At 44.5% G+C, this 19,514-nt stretch carries 15 protein-coding genes, 11 tRNA genes and 1 rRNA gene; all 27 read right to left on the bottom strand.

Annotated features, from left to right (window positions below; translation table 11 throughout):
* Positions 1-13: 13 nt before the first annotated feature.
* Positions 14-1,618: a restriction endonuclease subunit S gene (locus G9U52_RS40600; protein WP_311764987.1), complete on the bottom strand. Its 1,605-nt coding sequence runs from the start codon at positions 1,616-1,618 to the stop codon at positions 14-16.
* 79 nt (positions 1,619-1,697) lie between these two features.
* The gene (locus G9U52_RS37110) at positions 1,698-3,314 is read right to left on the bottom strand and encodes a Tn7-like element transposition protein TnsE (RefSeq protein WP_166157953.1); all 1,617 of its coding nucleotides are present in this window, start codon (positions 3,312-3,314) and stop codon (positions 1,698-1,700) included.
* Entirely contained in the window at positions 3,302-4,351 is a 1,050-nt protein-coding gene (locus tag G9U52_RS41520) for a TnsD family Tn7-like transposition protein (RefSeq protein ID WP_311764988.1), read from the bottom strand. Before G9U52_RS41520 ends, G9U52_RS37110 begins: the two co-directional genes overlap by 13 nt.
* Positions 4,352-4,586: 235 nt before the next feature.
* Complete coding sequence (locus G9U52_RS37100) at positions 4,587-5,252, bottom strand: hypothetical protein (RefSeq protein ID WP_166157947.1); 666 nt, start codon at positions 5,250-5,252, stop codon at positions 4,587-4,589.
* On the bottom strand, positions 5,200-5,394 hold the full coding sequence (locus tag G9U52_RS42010; RefSeq protein WP_375790323.1) for a TnsA endonuclease C-terminal domain-containing protein: 195 nt from the start codon (positions 5,392-5,394) through the stop codon (positions 5,200-5,202). Before G9U52_RS42010 ends, G9U52_RS37100 begins: the two co-directional genes overlap by 53 nt.
* A 60-nt stretch (positions 5,395-5,454) precedes the next feature.
* Positions 5,455-5,589: a TnsA endonuclease N-terminal domain-containing protein gene (locus G9U52_RS41175; protein ID WP_279538838.1), complete on the bottom strand. Its 135-nt coding sequence runs from the start codon at positions 5,587-5,589 to the stop codon at positions 5,455-5,457.
* Between the two features lie 547 nt (positions 5,590-6,136).
* Positions 6,137-6,478, bottom strand: a complete 342-nt coding sequence (locus G9U52_RS37085; protein WP_166157941.1) for a helix-turn-helix transcriptional regulator — start codon at positions 6,476-6,478, stop codon at positions 6,137-6,139.
* Between the two features lie 229 nt (positions 6,479-6,707).
* Positions 6,708-8,537, bottom strand: coding sequence for a glutamine--fructose-6-phosphate transaminase (isomerizing) (gene glmS / locus G9U52_RS37080; RefSeq protein ID WP_166157938.1), 1,830 nt, complete (start codon positions 8,535-8,537; stop codon positions 6,708-6,710).
* A gap of 627 nt (positions 8,538-9,164) precedes the next feature.
* Positions 9,165-10,505: a phosphoglucosamine mutase gene (glmM, locus tag G9U52_RS37075; protein ID WP_166157935.1), complete on the bottom strand. Its 1,341-nt coding sequence runs from the start codon at positions 10,503-10,505 to the stop codon at positions 9,165-9,167.
* A 19-nt stretch (positions 10,506-10,524) separates the two neighbouring features.
* Positions 10,525-11,775 (bottom strand): CdaR family protein, encoded by a 1,251-nt coding sequence (locus G9U52_RS37070; protein ID WP_166157932.1) that lies wholly within the window; start codon positions 11,773-11,775, stop codon positions 10,525-10,527.
* Position 11,776: 1 nt separating this feature from the next.
* Positions 11,777-12,586, bottom strand: a complete 810-nt coding sequence (cdaA, locus tag G9U52_RS37065) for a diadenylate cyclase CdaA (RefSeq protein ID WP_166157999.1) — start codon at positions 12,584-12,586, stop codon at positions 11,777-11,779.
* 132 nt (positions 12,587-12,718) lie between these two features.
* Positions 12,719-13,330 carry a zf-HC2 domain-containing protein gene (locus G9U52_RS37060; protein ID WP_166157929.1) on the bottom strand — a complete coding sequence of 204 codons (612 nt, stop codon included), beginning with the start codon at positions 13,328-13,330 and terminating at the stop codon, positions 12,719-12,721.
* Between the two features lie 126 nt (positions 13,331-13,456).
* The gene (gene sigW, locus G9U52_RS37055; protein ID WP_166157927.1) at positions 13,457-14,023 is read right to left on the bottom strand and encodes an RNA polymerase sigma factor SigW; all 567 of its coding nucleotides are present in this window, start codon (positions 14,021-14,023) and stop codon (positions 13,457-13,459) included.
* A gap of 39 nt (positions 14,024-14,062) precedes the next feature.
* Positions 14,063-14,962, bottom strand: a complete 900-nt coding sequence (locus tag G9U52_RS37050) for a DMT family transporter (protein ID WP_166157924.1) — start codon at positions 14,960-14,962, stop codon at positions 14,063-14,065.
* Between the two features lie 163 nt (positions 14,963-15,125).
* On the bottom strand, positions 15,126-17,915 hold the full coding sequence (ppc, locus tag G9U52_RS37045) for a phosphoenolpyruvate carboxylase (protein ID WP_166157921.1): 2,790 nt from the start codon (positions 17,913-17,915) through the stop codon (positions 15,126-15,128).
* A gap of 151 nt (positions 17,916-18,066) precedes the next feature.
* Positions 18,067-18,140: transfer RNA gene (locus G9U52_RS37040), tRNA-Gly, on the bottom strand.
* A 31-nt stretch (positions 18,141-18,171) separates the two neighbouring features.
* Positions 18,172-18,248, bottom strand: a tRNA-Pro gene (locus tag G9U52_RS37035).
* Between the two features lie 64 nt (positions 18,249-18,312).
* A tRNA-Arg gene (locus G9U52_RS37030) sits at positions 18,313-18,389 on the bottom strand.
* Between the two features lie 15 nt (positions 18,390-18,404).
* A tRNA-Gly gene (locus tag G9U52_RS37025) sits at positions 18,405-18,479 on the bottom strand.
* Positions 18,480-18,488: 9 nt separating this feature from the next.
* Positions 18,489-18,570, bottom strand: a tRNA-Leu gene (locus tag G9U52_RS37020).
* A gap of 11 nt (positions 18,571-18,581) precedes the next feature.
* A tRNA-Lys gene (locus tag G9U52_RS37015) sits at positions 18,582-18,657 on the bottom strand.
* 6 nt (positions 18,658-18,663) lie between these two features.
* Positions 18,664-18,738, bottom strand: a tRNA-Gln gene (locus tag G9U52_RS37010).
* Positions 18,739-18,754: 16 nt separating this feature from the next.
* Positions 18,755-18,830, bottom strand: a tRNA-Thr gene (locus G9U52_RS37005).
* Between the two features lie 99 nt (positions 18,831-18,929).
* Positions 18,930-19,004: transfer RNA gene (locus tag G9U52_RS37000), tRNA-Glu, on the bottom strand.
* A 9-nt stretch (positions 19,005-19,013) separates the two neighbouring features.
* Positions 19,014-19,086, bottom strand: a tRNA-Thr gene (locus tag G9U52_RS36995).
* A gap of 3 nt (positions 19,087-19,089) precedes the next feature.
* Positions 19,090-19,165, bottom strand: a tRNA-Asn gene (locus tag G9U52_RS36990).
* 7 nt (positions 19,166-19,172) lie between these two features.
* Positions 19,173-19,289 (bottom strand): 5S ribosomal RNA (rrf, locus tag G9U52_RS36985).
* Positions 19,290-19,514: the final 225 nt, after the last annotated feature.

The raw sequence follows: 19,514 nt of genomic DNA, 5'->3' as shown, positions 1-19,514 counted from the left end.
CTTGTGGTCCTCCTCAGTATAGTTCAGTGTAAAGATTATTCTTCACTTGCTCCCACCGGGCTGTTGCATCTCGTACTATCGTTTTGTATCGTTCTTTCTCTTGGGCATATCGGTTAATTCGATCTAGCTGTTCCTCCTTTGCAAGCAGAGGAACTTCAATTTCCGCAACATCCGCAGGATTCAAATTCATGACGGTTGTCCCACGCTGAAAGCTCTGAATAAGAGTAGATCCAACAGGACTTTCCAAAAATATCTTCGCATATTGACTTAGGATTGTTGATTTGAAACGAATAACAATAATATTCGCAGAGGCGATAACCACCCCTTCAGACTTCGGAAATACTGCCAGTTTGTTTACCGTTCCGCGGCAGGTCATCACCAGATCATCCGGGAGAATCTCGTAGCGTTTTACCTTCCGTTCTTCCTCATCAATCGTTTCTAACTGATCAAGAATCACTTCCCCATCTTCCAGATTAGAGATGTTAAGCACCCTAATCGTTCCTGCCTTTAAATCTTGCTTCAAAATAGATTTACCCCGAAAAATATCCGCAACATCCCGCAGTCTCACCTTGGGAACCGTGGCTTGCTGGAAAGCCTGTAGTGAGTCTTGATCTTCGTCCAATAGCATGTCAATTCGCCAATTGTCGAGCAGACCAAACTGTTCAGGATGGATTGTAGTTTCACGTTCAGTGATTAACGTCATCTTCTGAAGCTGTAATCGTCCGAGATGCACTTCTTCTGATGGTGACTTACCAAATTCGACTTGATAGGTCTTGATGGAAGTGTAGGGACGAAACAATCCGTCTGGAAGCAAATTAATCGTACAGACTGGGACCAATTCGTTCGTTTGCTTACGCCAAGTCGCGATACTCCCAGATTGAAACATCATCCGTGCGGGAAAAGTTACACTCATCTTACCGCCATCCTCCATGAGAGGAATAAGATGATTAACCGCCACGCCCTCCGAGTCCCGAATAATCACATCGTCATCTTCGTCCATTTTTATTCCGAAATTCGGAATGGCTAGTATTGCCTCAAATTTCTCTGTTAGCGGCAACGGATGATAAATAGACCCTTGAATGACACTGACGTTGTGATAAGGTTCGAAGTAGATCTTAAGAAGTTTTGCGATAATATAGTTTTCTGTCAGCAGCGTTATCCTGAAGGGTTGCTTGAAACACTGCGTATCCACTAGCCCTCGAATATATTTCTCAGTCTCCGTGATGAGAAACGATCGATAACCATGCCGATTACACATAGTTATAAACCTATCCATAATGCCGGAATGGACGATGATCCCTCCCGTAATACGATCTTGCTGTAATGTCTGAAGGGCATATTCCAACAAATCGATATCCTTACCTGCTTGATACAGTTTATAAAATAAATCCCGATCACCTGGAAAATGTCCTAATTCTCTCTCGCCTGCATGATCCTTCATCCATCGGAATAATACTTCTGGCTCTAGAAGAGTCAAGTTAGCTGCTTCCTGTTGTTCCAACATCCTTCTAGTTTGAATAACCCTTACAGCTTCACGCAGCAATTGATCCCGGGAGCTAATATCATGAAGTAAGCAGATATTCCAGAACGATTCAATCAATTCATCACCCTCTAGCACTAAGAACTTACACCTAAATAATACCACAAATAAATTAAGTATTGCAATACTAAAAAAAGAACCGATTATTTTCGGTTCCCTAAGTTGATAATTTCCCTGCAAGTCGATACGCCCAATCCCTTATAGTATCACTCTGATAGTGCTTAACCTTTTCAATATTATTCATATCGTTGCATCGATTTAGAACATGCTGATCCCAGTGACCACTCTTTTGAACTAGCCCCTCGAGAAGCAGCTTAATATTCCGCTCGATGACTCTAAATGAAGATTGATCCGTTGGTCGAAGGATGAGTGTTGATATCGACCAGTCATCCGGTCTTGCAACTTCGACAATGAAAGTTGTTGCCGTACCATATGTAATTTGAACAATTGCACAAGTTCTACGTGCACCGTTTGCACAAATAGAAAAACGTTTACCAGCAGGAACTCTTAATACAGACATTTTGATGCTTACAGGAAACGTCTTCTTTAATATCTCTATCATCTTAAAAAAGGGCTCAAGTCCAATTGCCTCAGAGGCTGGTATCGTCTCAAGGGTTTGAAAATCGATAGGAGGAGTGTCGCCACCAACCATGGAATCCTGAGTACTCACTTCTTCAGATGACCCAGCATGTTTTCCGCCACGCCCCGAGGAGACTATGACTTCGTTTCCTGTATTCGAATGGCTTACATTTAACCGACGTGTCTCCACAACAGGATAATTGGCAAACTTCATAATGGTAGGGGGTGTTTCTAATATATCCTGATTTGCATCCTCTTTGGCATTGTTACTTTGATCATTCAGAACAAAGTCGTCTTTTTTGGATCCGGGTATTATTCGAACTGTTTTATCCCCGGAACTCCATTCACGTCTTTTCTTTGAAGGGTGCCAGAAGAGAATTTCGTCTGACGGGTGGTTAAATCCACCTATAGCCAGAATCTCCTTTACCAAAACGTAATCCATAAATTGCACACCGCGAACATGCATTTCGATAGGCCCTAATACTGGGAGAGTAACGTCTAGAGGAATACCCTTCTTCAAAATAGCGGAAGGATTATAGGGTGAATCCTTTATCGCTTTGCTGAACATTAGCTGATATACGGAATCCCACATGTTACGAATCTTCTGATCTGTATGAATCCATGATAAGTGACGAGCATTACTATCCGTTGCTAATCTTGCTGGAACTCGGAGACTCAAGTCAAAATGGAGTGTTCTCCCTCGAGTATCACTTTTATCGATCAGCAGGTCCAAACCATGAGGTTGGAACAAATAATAGGCCAAGTACCTCGAATTAATAAACATTACTCGGATTAATTCAATTACAGGAATACAGTATGTAATATCATTAGCTCGGTACTGAATAATATTCTGTAACCCGAGTTCCGGTTTTTTATCAAAATCGATCAGACGCTTAGGTAGTTTAAAGCCATTCGTAACGTTCCCTTGGTTCAATGCTTCAATTGAAAAGTGAAATGCCGATCCACTCATGGGTCTGATTTGGTCATAGGTCCCATTTGAATAGATTTGACCAATACGTAAATAAGGAATCGTGCCCCACGGGTAGGATACAATTTTAATTCCCGCAGCTTTTGTTCTAAATGCCACACGAATCCGCCAGTTCCCCTTATAATCCATAAACGGCGATCCAAACCATATTAACTCCGCTTCGTGGTTCTCTGGAAACGGCCAAGACCTCAAAGTCAATGCTGCCATGAAGTTATCACCTCTGAAGATGTGAAATTGAACGAAATTATGCTTTGACCTATACACCGATCAATTTCGTCTGATACTGCTTGTGAATAGTCCGGTCTTAGTCCTGCCATCTTCTCTAGCTTCCATCGCTTCAATGGCCACTCACCTGCCATTCGCTCCGCAGCCCAACGTACCCTTCGCATTTGAAACTGTGATACGGATTCAACATAGTTAGACAAAATGCGTAACGTAATAGGTAGTCTTTGTTGGTGTTTCTCTAGCCAACTAAGCTTGCCGATACGTTTGCCAATCATTGCAATACTAATTCGGATAGGTTTGGAGTTGATATCTGACAGAATTGATTTACATGCCTCTTCAGCCATCCAACTTATCTCTAAATCGCGCTTTTCCCAATCAACACGATTATTTGTTTTGTTCTTTGTTGCGCTTGAACGGAGAGAGGCCCTAACTTTCTTGGTCTTCTTCTGAATAGATATTATTTCACGATGCATCACTGCACCATTGGCATACTTGATGACGGTATTCGTATCTACTCCAAGAATCCCAGCAGAAGAACGGTAAGACATCCCTTCCTGAATGCATCGTTGCAGCCTGTCCACCCATACTGAACCGAAAGACTTGATTCGTCCTCGATAAAACTTGTCGTCCTCTGACTGGTCAGGCCCTCGTCGAGAGTAGGAGAAGCCGCAGGAACACATAAAGGTTCCGACAGGTCGCCCAGAATCAGAGCAACGAGTGATAATACATTGCGTAATTATAAAATCTTTATAATGATCGGCAGCTTTATTCAGACAAGGCCATGGCCCATTCCCGAAAGGGGACCCTTCATCATTCGACCGCTCATGAAATGCACGAAATGAGCCATACAAAAACCCAATGAGAAGCAATTGTCGCAAAGGATGAATCGCCCAACGTGGCGTTCTCGTAGAAAGTGCCAACCATGAATAATCGGTAACTGAAGGATTGCTTTCCAACAAATCTAAAAGCCCTTTACCATAAAAAAGTACAAGCTGCTCCTCCAATTTTTGTTGTCGTATATGCTCTCACGCTGTGACGTAACCCTTCTCCCTTAATCGAGGGAGGAAGACCTGCCTTGAAATATATAGCGCTGGTGCCTTGTCTATTTGAATGAGCATTTGAATATCATCTGCGATATCAGAAATGAAACCGAACGAAACATATGCCTTGAAATCGGCAAAACGGTCAGTCCATGTCTTTCCGCAAGTGGAGCCGTAATTTTATGTAAAAACCTCCGATGCAATGGACAAACCATTACTCCCGGTATCTGATGAATTCGATGCCAATAGGGCTCACCGAAATTATGTCATCTTCAAACTTTCTCGGGCGGCCTCGCTTTGTATCTTTAGGTATTCTGTCGTTCCCATAACTACCACAATTATTGAAATGAGGCAGAAGTGCATTCTTCAACTTTCCACCTTGCCAATATCTCCGCAAATAACGATAAATTGTACTCTTGTGAATTTCTATTCGTTCTAACGCTTCCCTTACCCGAGATCCCCTAAATCCTTTTTCGAAGCACCTCGGCTCATCAAGTACAATATCCTTTATCGCATCCCATGATTTATCACGTATAGTCAAATGTTCACTATCATCTTCAGAATCAATTAAGGGAATATTCTCATTAATCCATTCGACTTGTTTGCATAAATTTGATTCAAAGCCATCTTTATATTCGTAATAAGGTTTCATAATGGGAAATGCCTTATCGTCATCCATCGCAATACTATAAATCACATCATTGGATGGAGAAATCCATAAAACACGCTCAATATAACGATCCTCAGAGTCAGATAATTTCCATTCAACTACTATATTTTCATAGAGTGTTTGCATCACCTCATCCGCCTTTCGCAAGTCTTTCAAGCTATTCATTAACTTCATTTTTTTTTGCAGCATGCGAGGGAATAATTCTTTCATTCATATCCACAGTCCATATCTTTCGTGCTATAAAGTGACGGAACATGGCAAGGGACGTTCCGATTTCTAAACCGAGTTGTTCGTCACAAGATAAACAGGATCTTGCTATCGCTTCTCCATCGTTCAAACGGATTGATAGCATCCGTTGCAAATTTTGAATCACAAATATACCTAATTCGGATACATCGTCGTTATGATACTCTTAGTGAACCCATTCAATATTCCTTACAAATGTATCTGGCAAGTCATGATCAGTAATAATTCCCCAGTCTATATGGCGCGTTTCCCAATACACTCGCTCAATCTCAAATTTCGCGATGGTACGTTCATTTTCCATTTCGGAAAAAGGCTTTACCGTTCTTCATAATTTTTATCCTTATATGTAATCAGAAAATCGGTTGTCATAACGATGGGAACTCCTGTTTTAAGATCTGTTGGGTGCTGAACCCCTATTTTCTCAGCAATCATTTGAGTTTCTTCTAGCGGAAGAAGAGGAATTGCTCACGAATATTCGAAACTTCGTCTGAATAATCCAGTATGTAGCAATAATCACGCTCTATATCTGAAAGAAGCTCATGTCTTCGACCTGTCGTCCATCCTACACCTCGAGTCGCTCTTCCTTCTGAGGGAACATCTTGAATTCTAAGCCACGGAATATATTCCTTACCGGACCCTTGACCTCTTCCTTCTTTAATGAACCGTTCTATCTTTGCTTGTGTGATTTCGCGTTTTCACTTTGCCATTATGCCCACTCCTAAAAATAAAATAAAATAGGGTTACCCGAAGGCAACCCAAAAAAGGAGTCATGTTGATGTTTCTAGATGTTGATTCTGTAGACTGTAGAAGTCCCATTGATTAAGGCAATAGCCAAACGCTTCTGACATTCAGTAACGAGAAATCTTCAATTTTATAAATTCAACAATCTCATCCTTATCATTTTTAGTAAGTTCCCTAAACAATGAAATAAGATCAAGCTCTTGACCCTCAATAGCAAGATTGAAAATTCCTTTATTTTCTGTATTTTTATTCCCAAAAATTAACCACTCTATATCAGTATTAAATCTATCTTTTATAGCTAAAATCGCATCAATCGATGGCTTATACTTATCTTGTTCTAACTCACTTAAAGTCCCTTGGGATACACCAATAAAATTGGAAAATTCGACCTGGTTTAGACTGTTTGATTTTCTGATTATTCTGATACGTTCACCCATTGATAAAGACATTAAACCCTCCTAACGTAAAAAGATCCCGAGATACTATATCATCGGGACCTTTCTGAGTGTGTGATTTTTAAGGTTTTAAACACTTTCGCACTTTTCACATTGGGACAACCATAAGAATGGTTCCACACATTTTTTACTGGTTCCACAGTTTCTTTACTGGTTCCAGACTTTTTTTACTGGTTCCCAACTTTTATATCATCTGACAAAAAGAAGGGTTTCCCCTCCTCTTTTACTCCACCGTAACACTCTTAGCCAAATTCCTCGGCTTATCCACATCATTACCACGAGCTAGCGAGGCGTAATACGCCAGCAATTGCAGCGGCACTACCGACAACGCTGGACTCAGCAGCGGTATCGTCTGCGGAATTTCAAGCACTTGGTCAACCGCTTTTACAAGCTCCGTTTCGCCTAAAGTATGGATACCGAACACATAAGCACCACGCGCTTTCACTTCCTTGATATTGCTCACCGTCTTCTCAAACAGCTCTGGCTGTGTCGCCAAAGCGATGACCGGAATGCCTTCTTCGATCAGAGCCAGTGTGCCATGCTTTAATTCACCTGAAGGGTAAGCCTCGGAATGAATGTACGATATTTCCTTCAGCTTTAGCGACCCTTCCAGTACGACCGCATAATCAATGCCACGGCCGATAAAGAACAGGTTATCGTGTGTAGAGATTTGCTCTGCCCATTCCTTGATGATCTCGGCATGCTGGAGAATCTGCTCAACCTTATCAGGGAGCAGCTTCAGTTCAGTAACTACATCCGCAATATAAGCTTCGTCCTGTGTGCCTAAGGTTTGCGCCAGATACAGTCCGAACAGATAGAAAGCAATCAGCTGGGAGGTATACGCTTTTGTTGAGGCTACCGCAATTTCCGGTCCTGCCCATGTTACAATCACATCATCCGCTTCACGGGCTACTGAGCTACCCACTACGTTCGTAATCGCAACTACACGGGCTCCGCAACGCTTGGCTTCACGAAGTGCTGCCAAGGTATCCGCCGTTTCTCCGGATTGACTGACAACTACAACCAGTGTATTAGGCGTAATGATAGGTGAACGGTAGCGATACTCCGAGGCCACATCTGTTTCCACCGGAATACGTGCCAGCTTCTCAATAATGCTTTTGCCCACCATACCTGCATGGTAAGCTGTGCCACAAGCTACAATATGAATTTGTTGGATCCTGTGAATATACTCATCCGTCATCTTCAATTCGTTCATCACGATTCTTTTGCCTGATGGATCAATCCGGCTGCCCATCGTATCACGGTATGCTTTCGGCTGCTCGTATATTTCTTTTAACATAAAATGGTCAAAGCCTGCTTTTTCAGCCGTTACTATATCCCAATCGACATGAAATAATTCCCGGGAAATAAAATTCCCCTCCAGTGTCATTAATTCGACACCATCCTTGGTCAAAACCGCCATTTCTCCGTCATTAAGGATATACACATTACGCGTATAATCGAGAATGGCTGGAATGTCGGAGCCGATAAAATTTTCGCCTTCGCCCACACCAATAATCAAAGGGCTGAAAAATCGAACGGCGACTAGCTTGTCGGGCTCATACTCCGTAAGCACGCCTAGCGCAAAGGCTCCTGTCATGCGGGTAATCGCCTTCTGTACCGCTTTGACAATATCGCCTTCGTACAGGCTGGCTATCAAATGCGAGATGACTTCTGTGTCCGTCTCGGATACAAATACATGCCCGCTAGCCGCTAGCTCTTCCTTTAACGACATATAATTCTCAATAATACCATTATGCACGACAGAGAACTTCTTGGAATTGTCTGTATGCGGATGCGAATTGACATCTGACGGCTTGCCATGTGTGGCCCAGCGTGTATGCCCAATCCCGATAAAACCAGCTAAAGGAGCATCAGCCAACACATTTTCCAGATTGACTAACCTGCCCATGGATTTGGTAATCTGTAAACCATCCGAGGTGAACACTGCTAAACCTGCGGAATCATAACCACGATATTCTAGTTTTTTCAAGCCTTCGATTAATATATTTTGAGAATCACGTTTACCAACGTATCCAACAATACCACACATAGGGATAGAACCTCCTGCATATTAGAAAAACATTTATGATGATAATTAGAAATAGACATAAGGATATCAATGAGCTGTGCTGGAATCTTGGACACCGGGTCGCCCCAGTGGTTTGCCATCCAACTTAACGGTAGAGCTGTCTACCGGAAGGTCCCCGCCGAATGTTTCGAACACCTTCACCTCGTCAACTTGCAAGCAACTGCCGCACAATCGCCATTAATTCTGGCTAGCTATCTGGCTTAAGTACGCAGTGAGCACCCATCCATACTCGTGCTATCCTTGTGCTTAACTCCTCCAGCCTAGCTAGTCGATCTGTAAGCTCGTACTCTAGCTAATCGCTCTTAGCTCGTACTACAGCTTGTCTCTTATAGCATGGCAATTGAGCTTGGCAATCTCGCAAGTTCTGGCGCTGTTAATAGGTAACCACGATCCTCCTGTTCCTTCCTGAATGAAAAGCTTATTAACATCTTATTCATTTTATGAATATAGTGCAACCCTATCTTTCCAACAGGTTGCGACATTAATTTAAGGAAAAACCCTCTAACGACAGGCATTAGAGGATTTTCGACTCATTTATGCAAAAGTAGTGCTCCACTAACCGACAGCCTATAATTAATAAAGAAATCTTTAGGAAAGTTCCTTTTGAATAATAGCCGCAAGATGGTCTACATAGGCTTCAACCTGCTCTTTGTCAGGACCTTCCGCCATAACACGGATTAAGGATTCAGTGCCGGACGGCCTCACCAATACGCGCCCATTATCACCAAGCTCTTGCTCAACTTTAAGGATAGCTTGCTCGATCGTCGGATTTCCTAGCCATTTACTTTTGTCCTTCACTCTTACATTAACCAGCTTTTGCGGATATTTACGCATAATTTTTTTCATTTCACTAAGCTTGCTTCCGGACTGTACCAAGCTGTCCAATAGCTGCAAGGCCGTTAAGATGCCATCGCCGGTTGTATTATAATCTAGGAATATCACATGCCCGGATTGCTCGCCGCCTAAGTTAAAGCCGTTTTTACGCATCTCTTCCATCACATAACGGTCGCCTACCGCAGTTTTAGCGGCCTTCATCCCAAATGCTTCAATCCCTTTGAAAAACCCAATATTGCTCATTACCGTAGTCACAATCGTGCTTTGCTTCAGCAAGCCTGCTTGATTCAAGGTATGGCCGCAAATGCTCAGAATATAGTCGCCATCCACTTCCTCGCCTAATTCGTCAATCGCAATTAGCCGGTCAGCATCCCCATCAAAAGCAAAACCAATGATAGCTCCATGCTCTAATACTGCTTGCTGAAGCCCTGCCGGGTGCGTAGATCCGCAGTTATCGTTTATATTACAGCCATTGGGCTCTGCGCCGATCGTAATAACCTCTGCACCTAAAGCCGCGAATACTTTGGGAGCCAGCTCATAAGCCGCACCATGCGCACAGTCCAGAACAATTTTGTAGCCTTTAAAAGAGGACTTTACAGTCGCTTGCACATAGTCCAAATAAGCAAATTTGGCCTGCTCATCATCAACAGCCGAGCCCATATGGATACCGGTTGGCCTTGGCAATTCATCCTGGGCAGCATCCATTAACCGCTCGATTTCCAATTCCGTTTCGTCCGACAGCTTAAAGCCGTCTCCACCAAAAAACTTAATGCCATTATCCTCAACGGGATTATGCGAGGCCGAAATCATAACGCCTGCATCTGCCGCTAGCTTTCTTGTCAAGTAAGCGATCCCAGGTGTCGATACGATACCGACCCGCACCACATTGGCGCCAATCGATAATAAGCCTGCCACTAGAGCCGCTTCCAGCATCGATCCAGAAATACGCGTATCGCGCCCAATAATAACCGTAGGCTTCTCTACCTGCCCCGCCAATACATAACCGCCGCAGCGTCCAATTTTATAAGCTAATTCAGCAGTTAAATCCAGATTGGCGACCCCACGGACACCATCAGTTCCAAAATATTTCCCCATATCTTCTCTATCTCCTCAATTATCTTTTTGCAACATCTGTAGATTTAGCACTAATCTCAACTGAAGCTTTGAATTCCTGAGGCGTACTTTTTTTAATAAAAGTAGGCAGGTTCCAGCTTACCGCAATCTCATGCTTCCCCGGTGGCAAATTACTCACATCGAGAATGGCCTGAACATCCTGCGCCTTCACCTTATCGATAATAGCAGGTGCTCCTTCAGCAGCCAGGCTGATCTTGCCCGTCTCTGGAAACACCACCTTGGTATCAAATCCATCATTTTGCCCCACGATAGATAATGGTATTTGGTCCAAGCTTTTAGTATTTGATGCAACAATATTGATCTTCACCTCTACCTTAACAGGATCAAGCTGAGTCGCTTTATTGCGCAGTGGAATGTCCAGATTGAATGTATATTCCTTTTCTTCCTTTAGATCGCTTAAATTAATGCTTGGACCCTCATAAAATTCCATACGGTTTAATACATCCTGTGTGCCGAACACCGTGACTTTATCTACATTTTGTACGAGAGAAGCGACACTGAAGCCCCGCGGCGGTTCGCCCAGCAGCTTAAGCTGTAAAGGTACCGTTGTGAAGGGACTTGTAATCGGCACCTCAAAATCCACGACAGCCGGATTAATCGTAGCAGATTCCATCACCTTACCGCTCTTGTCGTAAGCAACTAAACGCGCCTTGTTCGATACCGCCGATGATGCTTTTTCCACATTGACATCCGCTCTTACTGATTCTACGGACTCAATAATGCCGCTTGGCAACGTTACCGTGACTTTATTAGGTTTGGCGATAGGCTGACCGGCTTTCAGCCCCACTGCAGGAATGCCTGTTACATTAATCGTGACCGGCATTTGTTTGTTCGACTTTTCATCAATAATGACCTTGGCACTAGAAGGGCTGATCTTCACCGTAACACCACTAGGGAAGCCGATGGGGGTTAATGGCACGATGTGTTCTCCCTTACCTTGACCCGTCAAATCCAACTCAACGGAGTACTTGCTAATCATCGCTTTTTTCAAAACCGCTTCTTTGCCACTTAGCGTGACAATAACCTCGGATGGTTCTATCGTTTGCACGTAAAACTGGCTGTTATCGTACTTAGGCGTGACCGCTACATTAGAAATCTGCTCTTCCTTAACCCCGTTAGTCATAGATCCCGGTAATGTATTGTCCTCCATATGTACCACAGCCCACAATAAAATCCCTATAATGAGTGCCAGTATCTTAACTACATTCGTATTGCGCAGCCATTGGTCCATCTTACCATAACCTCCATTTCCAAATGGAGTTCTTTTCCTTGGTCTTGGTCTTAGACTTCAGCTCTTCAAAAAGCTTGGACAGCAAAGCCTCTTCCTTAATATCACGTATAATATGACCGTTAAGGGCAAGGGAAACATGACCGGTTTCCTCTGATACAATCACACAGACTGCGTCAGACACCTCACTCATGCCAATTGCTGCCCGGTGCCGTGTTCCTAGCTCCTTACTGATAAAAGGATTCTCCGATAGGGGTAAATAACAGCCAGCTGCCATCAGTTGGTCTTTACGTATAAGGACGGCTCCGTCATGCAAAGGCGTATTCGGGATAAAAATATTAATTAACAACTCCGAGCTGATATGGGATTCTATCGAAATGCCGGACTCGACATAATCATTCAAGCCAGTTTCACGCTCGAAGACGATAATAGCGCCGATTTTGCGGCGTGCCAAATAACTGACCGCTTTGAGTACTTCGCTGACCCGTTTATTCAGGTCATTGTCGGTCTCCGTCTGTGTCGTGCGGCTGAATAAAGCCCCTCGCCCCAATTGCTCCAAGGCACGGCGAAGCTCAGGCTGGAAAATAATGATGACCGCCAGCACCCCAAAGGTAAACATTTGGTTCATCATCCACTGCAAGGTACTTAGCTTAAACCAGGTGCTGAGTGCCCAAGTGACAACCACAACGAAGATCCCTTTTAACAACTGAATAGCCCGAGTGCCTCTTACTAATAAAATCAGCTTGTAAATAACGTAGCTTACGATCAATATATCTATAATATCTTTTATATTGATGGCTGTTATGAACTCCATCATCTCTGCCCCCAGACGAAACGCGGCTTAATCTACCTAAATTACCGTCCTTAAATCATACCATAATATGAACAAAAAACCCTCCCTTTCACCATATCTTTTAGGGAGGATGTTTAAAATGGTCCATTTGTCCTATTTGGACTCGGAAATTTTCGAAGCCAGACCGTTCATTTTGAACCAAAGCCAGCTAAATGCCTCATCAATTTGTGTGATTTGTCCCGAAATATGTGCCGTAGATGCAAGAATAACGGAACCTTGAATAACTACAATATTGCCTTCGATGTCGCCATCGACCTGCAGCTTTCCATTCTCGACCATAATATTGCCTGCAACCGTCTTACCGGCCGGCACATATACCGTATTGCCCTGGATTACAATAGACTGCAAATCGTTGCCCTTCACCATAAGCTCAGAATTTTCATTCCACATCGACATCAAGCTGCCCGTCATAACCAATACAAACACGGCGGCTACGGATATAGCGGGGTGATTGCGAATCCAGTGCCTCCAAAGGCTTCTTTGTTTAACCCGCGGCAACGCACTCATGATACGTTCAGTCAAGCCTGGCGATGTTTCTACCCGTGGCCATGACTGGACAAGCGCCTCGACCCGTTCTAGTTGCTTTAACCGCATCTTACAAGCAGGGCATACTTCCAAATGGTCATTCAGGCGCGCAGCCTCCGACCGGTCCAACCCGCCATCCATGTATTCATGTATCAAAGGGAGGGCTTCTTTACAATCCATTACGAGCCACTCCTTTCTGTTTCCTTTTAGTTCCTCTTCCGCCCACCAAATAGGGATGCCAGCAGAGGCATATTAGTAGCTTGTGTAGTACATACGTATGAATTCGTAATATGTTTCAAAATCCGGTTACAAAACACGTTCCAATTTTTTCCGAAGAAATTCCCGCCCACGGTGCAGCCTTGTTTTGATTGTAGTTACGGGCATTGATAACACATCACTGATCTCCTGAAGCGAAAGATCCTGTAAATACCTCAGGATGACCACCGATTTGTATTTTTCCGGTAAGGATTCAATGGATTTACGAATTTCCGTTTGTGTTTCGGACAAGGCTACCTGTTCATCCGGCGTATCCTCTAAGCTTGGCAGCATCGAATACCAGTCCGTTCCCTCACCGTCCTTCATTTCGGCATCCAGGGAAAAGGTGACTTTACGTTTACGGAGACGATCTATACAAAGATTGGTTCCAATCCGGTAAATCCAGGTCGAAAATTTCTGATATTCATCATACCTGTCCAGATTAGTAAATACCCTTAGAAAGGTTTCCTGTACAATTTCCTCCGCCTCATGCCGACTATGCAGCATTCTATACGCAAGATGGAAGATTTTATCCTTATACAATTCCACCAACTCGGCAAAAGCAGCCCTGTCTCCCTTACGGGCTAGTTTAGCGAGTCTAACATCCATCTGCTCCAACCGACACTCCTCCAAACTTCCATCCAAAGCCTTCAAAGTCTATTTATTGGATACAGGAACCTCTAAACGCTTTCGCTTCTCAGCGACTATAATTCCAGCTAATATTAAAAGCATACCAAACCATTGTACCCCATGTACAGCTTCGTGCAAAATGAGCAAGGAGGCCACGATGCCAACTGGCAATTCCATCGCTCCGAGCAGCGAGGCAAGGGTGCTTCCAATCCGCGGGATGCCTACCATAAATGCGGTTGTGGGAATCACCTGTCCCAATAAGCCTAGGATAATACCCCATAACAGCAACGAGCCATTACCCGGTTGGACAAACACGACCGGTGGATAAATCAAATACAATAACGGCAATGCCCCTGTTACCATTACGGCTGATTTCATAAAAGGATGCAAATGGGTTTCCAACCGCCCTGCCATAAATAGAAAAAAAGAGTACGACATCGCAGAACCCAGGCCGCAGACAATACCTAAATAAGTAAATCGGGTCCAATCAGCATCAAAGGCCTCAACTGAGCACAACGTCCCCAGCATAATAATCCCTACAGCCAGCCACTGGTTGCGCTCCGGCCATTTGCGGTTAGCTACCGCTTCCATCACAATCGTGATCCAAGTAAATTGGAATAACAGCACAATCGCTACTGTAGCATCCATTTCGGCCAAAGCTGTATTATACAGCAAGGTTGTCGCCGCCAAACCGAACATGCCAACCAAAGAAAGCTTGACCCACGGTCCCTTGAACGGATTGCTCCATGCTTTGCGCTGCATCAGCACAACCAGCCATAATAATATCGCGGCTGCCGTCATTTGGCTTGCTGAAACCTCCAGCTCATTCCAGCCCTCTTGGTAAGCAGTTTTAATCAGCGGGGATAACAGCCCGTAGCTTGAAGCCCCGATCAGCACCAAGACCATTGCAAACCATCTTGATTTCAAAGCAGCACCACGCTTTCTTCATGTTCCTTAAGTAGTAACCGTATCCCCTGTAATCCCATCCATGCAAAAAGCCGGGCAGCTTTTAAAAAGAAGCAACCGAATAATAAGAATCATTATCCGGTTGTTCCCAAGCTACCCGACTCTAGAAAAAAACTACCATTCATCAACCGGTATTTCGAAGCCCCGCTGCAATACCATTAATCGTTAAGAGTACTTCGCGGATCAACAAGGCATCTTCCTCGTCTAACTCCCTAATAGCTCTTAGCTCTGTAACCAATTGCACTTGCAAATAGCTTAATGGATCGACATAGGGGTTACGCAATCGGATCGATTCTTGAATAACCGGTACATTATCAAGAATTTCCTGCTGCCCGCTGATGCTAAGGATTAAATCCGAAGTCAGCTTAAATTCGTTGCTAATTTCATTAAAAATACGCTCAGCAATGACCGGATCCTTAATCATGCTGCCATATTCTTTCGCGATCAATAAATCTGCTTTTGCCATAGCCATCTGCAAATTATCAATCAATGAACGGAAAAACGACCATTTTTCATACATTTCCTGCATAACCGCCAAGTTCTCAGCTTTTCCTTGATAGAAGCTATTCAGCCCCGTACCTGCCGCGTACCAAGCGGGAAGCAAGAACCGGCTTTGCGTCCAAGCAAATACCCAAGGAATGGCACGAAGATCCTCAAACCGGTCACTACCTTTGCGTTTGGATGGGCGGGAGCCAATATTAAGCTCTCCCAGCTCAGGCAACGGTGTCGATTCCTTGAAGAAGGTCAGGAAGTCCGGATCGCGGAAAATCAAATCCTGGTACTTGGTTTGCGCTTTCTCCGAAATATCAAACATAATCGCTTCCCACTCGGCTTCAGCCTGCTCAAACTGTGGATTGCGGCCATTGACAGCTGCCTGCAGCAAAGCAGAGGTAGCCTGCTCCAAGCTGCGGTAGGCAATGCCCTTCATCGAATATCGGGAAGAAAGCACCTCGCCTTGCTCGGTGATCTTGATGCCTCCACCTACCGTATCGGCTGGTTGTGCCAGGATACTCCGGTTAAGTGGCATGCCGCCACGCCCCAAAGCGCCGCCGCGGCCATGAAAAAATTTAAGCTTTACGCCATATTCATTGGCTGCCTTGGTAATCGAACGCAATGCAACCCTTAGCTCCCAGTTGGCGGTAATAACGCCGCCGTCTTTATTGCTGTCGGAATAACCCAACATAATTTCTTGCAGGTTGTTCGTAGACACCAAGCTGTTTCGATAGGCTGGAATTGAATATAATGCCCGCATAATAGCGGGTGCTTCGTGCAAATCATCAATCGTTTCGAATAACGGCGCAGACTGTAACGTACAAGTAACTGAGCCATCTGCGGCTTGATGATACAATCCGGCTTCCTTAGCCAGTACTAACACTTCAAGTAAATCGCTGGAGCCACGGGTCATACTAATAAGATAGCTTGTAATACATTTAACCCCAAATTCTTGCTGTGCCTGCTTAATCACACGATAAACCTTCAAACACTCCAGCGTGTTCTCGGTATAGTCCATATAAGGCGAAGTAATCGGTCTTGGTTCATTCAGCAAGCTGGTCAATAGCTCAATCTTGGCAGGCTCTGTCAGTACTGAATAGTCAGCGCAAATGCTCATTTTCGCCAATATTTCAGCCATTGCTGATTCATGCTCCTGGCTGTGCTGCCTAACGTCCAAGGAAGCCAGATGGAAGCCAAACAATTCCACTTGGCGAACCAATTTAACTACATAAGCATCCGCGATATAATCGGCAAAATGGTTACGCAAGCTATTCTCGATAATTTTCAAATCAGCCAAAAACTCATCCGGTGAGTTGTACTTTTGCAAAGCATCTATGGACGGATCTGCCGTACGGCGTATTTTCTCAAGCATATATACAATTTTAATCCGATAAGGCTCTTTTTCGTTTCGCCATACTTCATGGGAGCGCAGATCAAGCCGCTCACGATCTACTTGGATAGAATCCAACAATTCCTGCGTAACTTCTACAATATTTTTGCTGAAGCTCAAATGCTCCATGAAACCCGTTAGTAGCTCATCATATTTCTTAAGTGCCAGCTTTCTGTGCAGCGTTAAGGTTTCCCATGTGACCTTCGAGGTTACAGAAGGGTTACCGTCACGGTCTCCACCTATCCATGAACCAAATTTCATGAATATCGGAGCATGCCAAGATTGCTCTGGATAATAAATCGCCAGACAGCGTTCAAGCTCTTGATAAACCTCAGGAAGCACATCAAATAACGTCGCATCAAAATAATAAAGCCCATTGTTAACTTCATCAATAACCGTTGGTTTCCGATCCCTAAGTTCATCGGTCTGCCAAAGCGTAATAACCTCACCCATTAGCTTATCACGAAGTTGCTCGCGTTCGCGGAAGGTTAGGTTCGGATTGTCTAGCTCCATGACTTCATTAGCAATACGTTGGTGGATATCCAACACAGCACGGCGTGTAGCTTCCGTAGGATGTGCAGTCATGACCAATTCAAGCGAAATCCCTTGCAGCATTTCCTCTACTTCTGAAGCAGGAATTTGTTGGTTTTTCAGGTCACGCACTACATCCTCTATAGATCCAGGCTGTACGTTCTCGCCTGATGAGCGCTCGTAGTCACGTTTTCTGCGAATGCGGTGATTTTGTTCAGCAATATTAATCAGTTGAAAATAAATCGCGAATGCACGGATCACTTGATGTCTTTTCTCAGGTGCCAAAGAGGTAATAGCCTCTTTAAATTCGTCATACATCTCGGTAGAATACTGGGCGCGCAGGTTCTTACTCATTTCTCTAATGTTTTCTACAATCGTTAATAACTCATTGCCGCCTTGATGGACGAGCACTTCGCCTAGAATCGTCCCCAAAAACCGAACATCTCTACGTAATAAGTTATTCGCTGTATTTTTATTGATCAAGCTACTGGATTCCAACATGGTTCCCCTCCTGAGGCATGCTTTAAGAAGCAATTTATCTTTTTCAATCTCTGTAGACCATAATGAGTATTTTAACACAACACTACGTAGACATGCAGTATATTTATATGGAAATAAAAAAAGACCTACTAGGTCTCGTCATTGTAAATTATGGAGCGGGTAAGGGGAATCGAACCCCTGCTATCAGCTTGGAAGGCTGAAGTTCTACCATTGAACTACACCCGCTTGTAAAATACTTTAGGAATGATAAAATAAATGGTCGGGACGACACGATTTGAACATGCGACCCCCTGGTCCCAAACCAGGTGCTCTACCAAGCTGAGCTACGTCCCGATGGTATATGCAGTGCACTTGCCACAACATACGCTTAAAACTGATTACGTGAATGAAAGCTAAATGGCGCACCCTGAGAGATTCGAACTCCCGGCCTTTTGATTCGTAGTCAAACGCTCTATCCAGCTGAGCTAAGGGTGCCTATTAGATTCATAATGGAGCGGAAGACGGGAATCGAACCCGCGACCCTCGCCTTGGCAAGGCGATGCTCTACCGCTGAGCCACTTCCGCAAAAAAAGATGCGCGTAGAGGGACTTGAACCCCCACGTCGTAAAACGCTAGATCCTAAGTCTAGTGCGTCTGCCAATTCCGCCATACGCGCATGTAATAAAATGGTGAGACATGTAGGATTCGAACCTACGACACCCTGATTAAAAGTCAGGTGCTCTACCAACTGAGCTAATGTCTCATACTATGGCTGGGGATCTAGGGATCGAACCTAGGAATGACGGAGTCAAAGTCCGTTGCCTTACCGCTTGGCTAATCCCCAATATCGAAGATAAAGCTGGTGCCGTCGAGAGGACTTGAACCCCCAACCTACTGATTACAAGTCAGTTGCTCTACCAGTTGAGCTACAACGGCTTATTGAACGATACTAGGATCGAACCGTTGACCCTCTGCTAATCGGCAGAACTTCATCGGTTGAATTAAGGCACGTCCATTATTGTGAAAGAAATAATATGGTGACCCGTAGGGGACTCGAACCCCTGTTACCTCCGTGAAAGGGAGGTGTCTTAACCACTTGACCAACGGGCCTGAACCTGAAGCTTCCAACCGGAATCGAACCGGTGACCTCATCCTTACCATGGATGCACTCTACCGACTGAGCTATGGAAGCAAGTGGCTCCCCGAACAGGACTCGAACCTGTGACAACTCGATTAACAGTCGAGTGCTCTACCAACTGAGCTATCAGGGAATATTCCGCTTGGCAATGTCCTACTCTCCCAGAACCCTGCGGTTCAAGTACCATTGGCGCTAGAGGGCTTAACGGTCGTGTTCGAGATGGGAACGCGTGGTTCCCCTCTGCCATCATCACCAAACGGCTTGCTTTCGTTAAAAAGCTCATGTAACAAGCTCATCCGCCTGCCTCGCAACTAAATAGCAATGGCCTGCCTAAAGGCTTGCATCCAAGGTTTGCACCTTGAAAACTAGATCCGAAACCAACAACTCTGCGTCGAGCAACGCACCCCCTTTAGCTTGCACTTCAGGGGGGACTTCCTTTGGATAAGCCCTCGACCGATTAGTATCCGTCAGCTCCATGCCTT

Source organism: Paenibacillus agricola, assembly GCF_011440305.1.
In the GTDB taxonomy this organism is placed as follows: domain Bacteria; phylum Bacillota; class Bacilli; order Paenibacillales; family NBRC-103111; genus Paenibacillus_S; species Paenibacillus_S agricola.
This window is presented reverse-complemented; position numbering and strand designations above follow the sequence as displayed.

What these genes read in the sequence shown, in the direction of transcription:
- G9U52_RS37110 (WP_166157953.1), bottom strand. Translation starts at nt 3,314, where the DNA reads ATGGCAGCATTGACTTTGAGGTCTTGGCCGTTTCCAGAGAACCACGAA.
- G9U52_RS37100 (WP_166157947.1), bottom strand. Translation starts at nt 5,252, where the DNA reads ATGAAAGAATTATTCCCTCGCATGCTGCAAAAAAAAATGAAGTTAATG.
- G9U52_RS42010 (WP_375790323.1), bottom strand. Translation starts at nt 5,394, where the DNA reads ATGCTATCAATCCGTTTGAACGATGGAGAAGCGATAGCAAGATCCTGT.
- G9U52_RS41175 (WP_279538838.1), bottom strand. Translation starts at nt 5,589, where the DNA reads ATGGAAAATGAACGTACCATCGCGAAATTTGAGATTGAGCGAGTGTAT.
- G9U52_RS37085 (WP_166157941.1), bottom strand. Translation starts at nt 6,478, where the DNA reads ATGTCTTTATCAATGGGTGAACGTATCAGAATAATCAGAAAATCAAAC.
- glmS (WP_166157938.1), bottom strand. Translation starts at nt 8,537, where the DNA reads ATGTGTGGTATTGTTGGATACGTTGGTAAACGTGATTCTCAAAATATA.
- glmM (WP_166157935.1), bottom strand. Translation starts at nt 10,505, where the DNA reads ATGGGGAAATATTTTGGAACTGATGGTGTCCGTGGGGTCGCCAATCTG.
- G9U52_RS37070 (WP_166157932.1), bottom strand. Translation starts at nt 11,775, where the DNA reads ATGGACCAATGGCTGCGCAATACGAATGTAGTTAAGATACTGGCACTC.
- cdaA (WP_166157999.1), bottom strand. Translation starts at nt 12,586, where the DNA reads ATGGAGTTCATAACAGCCATCAATATAAAAGATATTATAGATATATTG.
- G9U52_RS37060 (WP_166157929.1), bottom strand. Translation starts at nt 13,330, where the DNA reads ATGGATTGTAAAGAAGCCCTCCCTTTGATACATGAATACATGGATGGC.
- ppc (WP_166157921.1), bottom strand. Translation starts at nt 17,915, where the DNA reads ATGTTGGAATCCAGTAGCTTGATCAATAAAAATACAGCGAATAACTTA.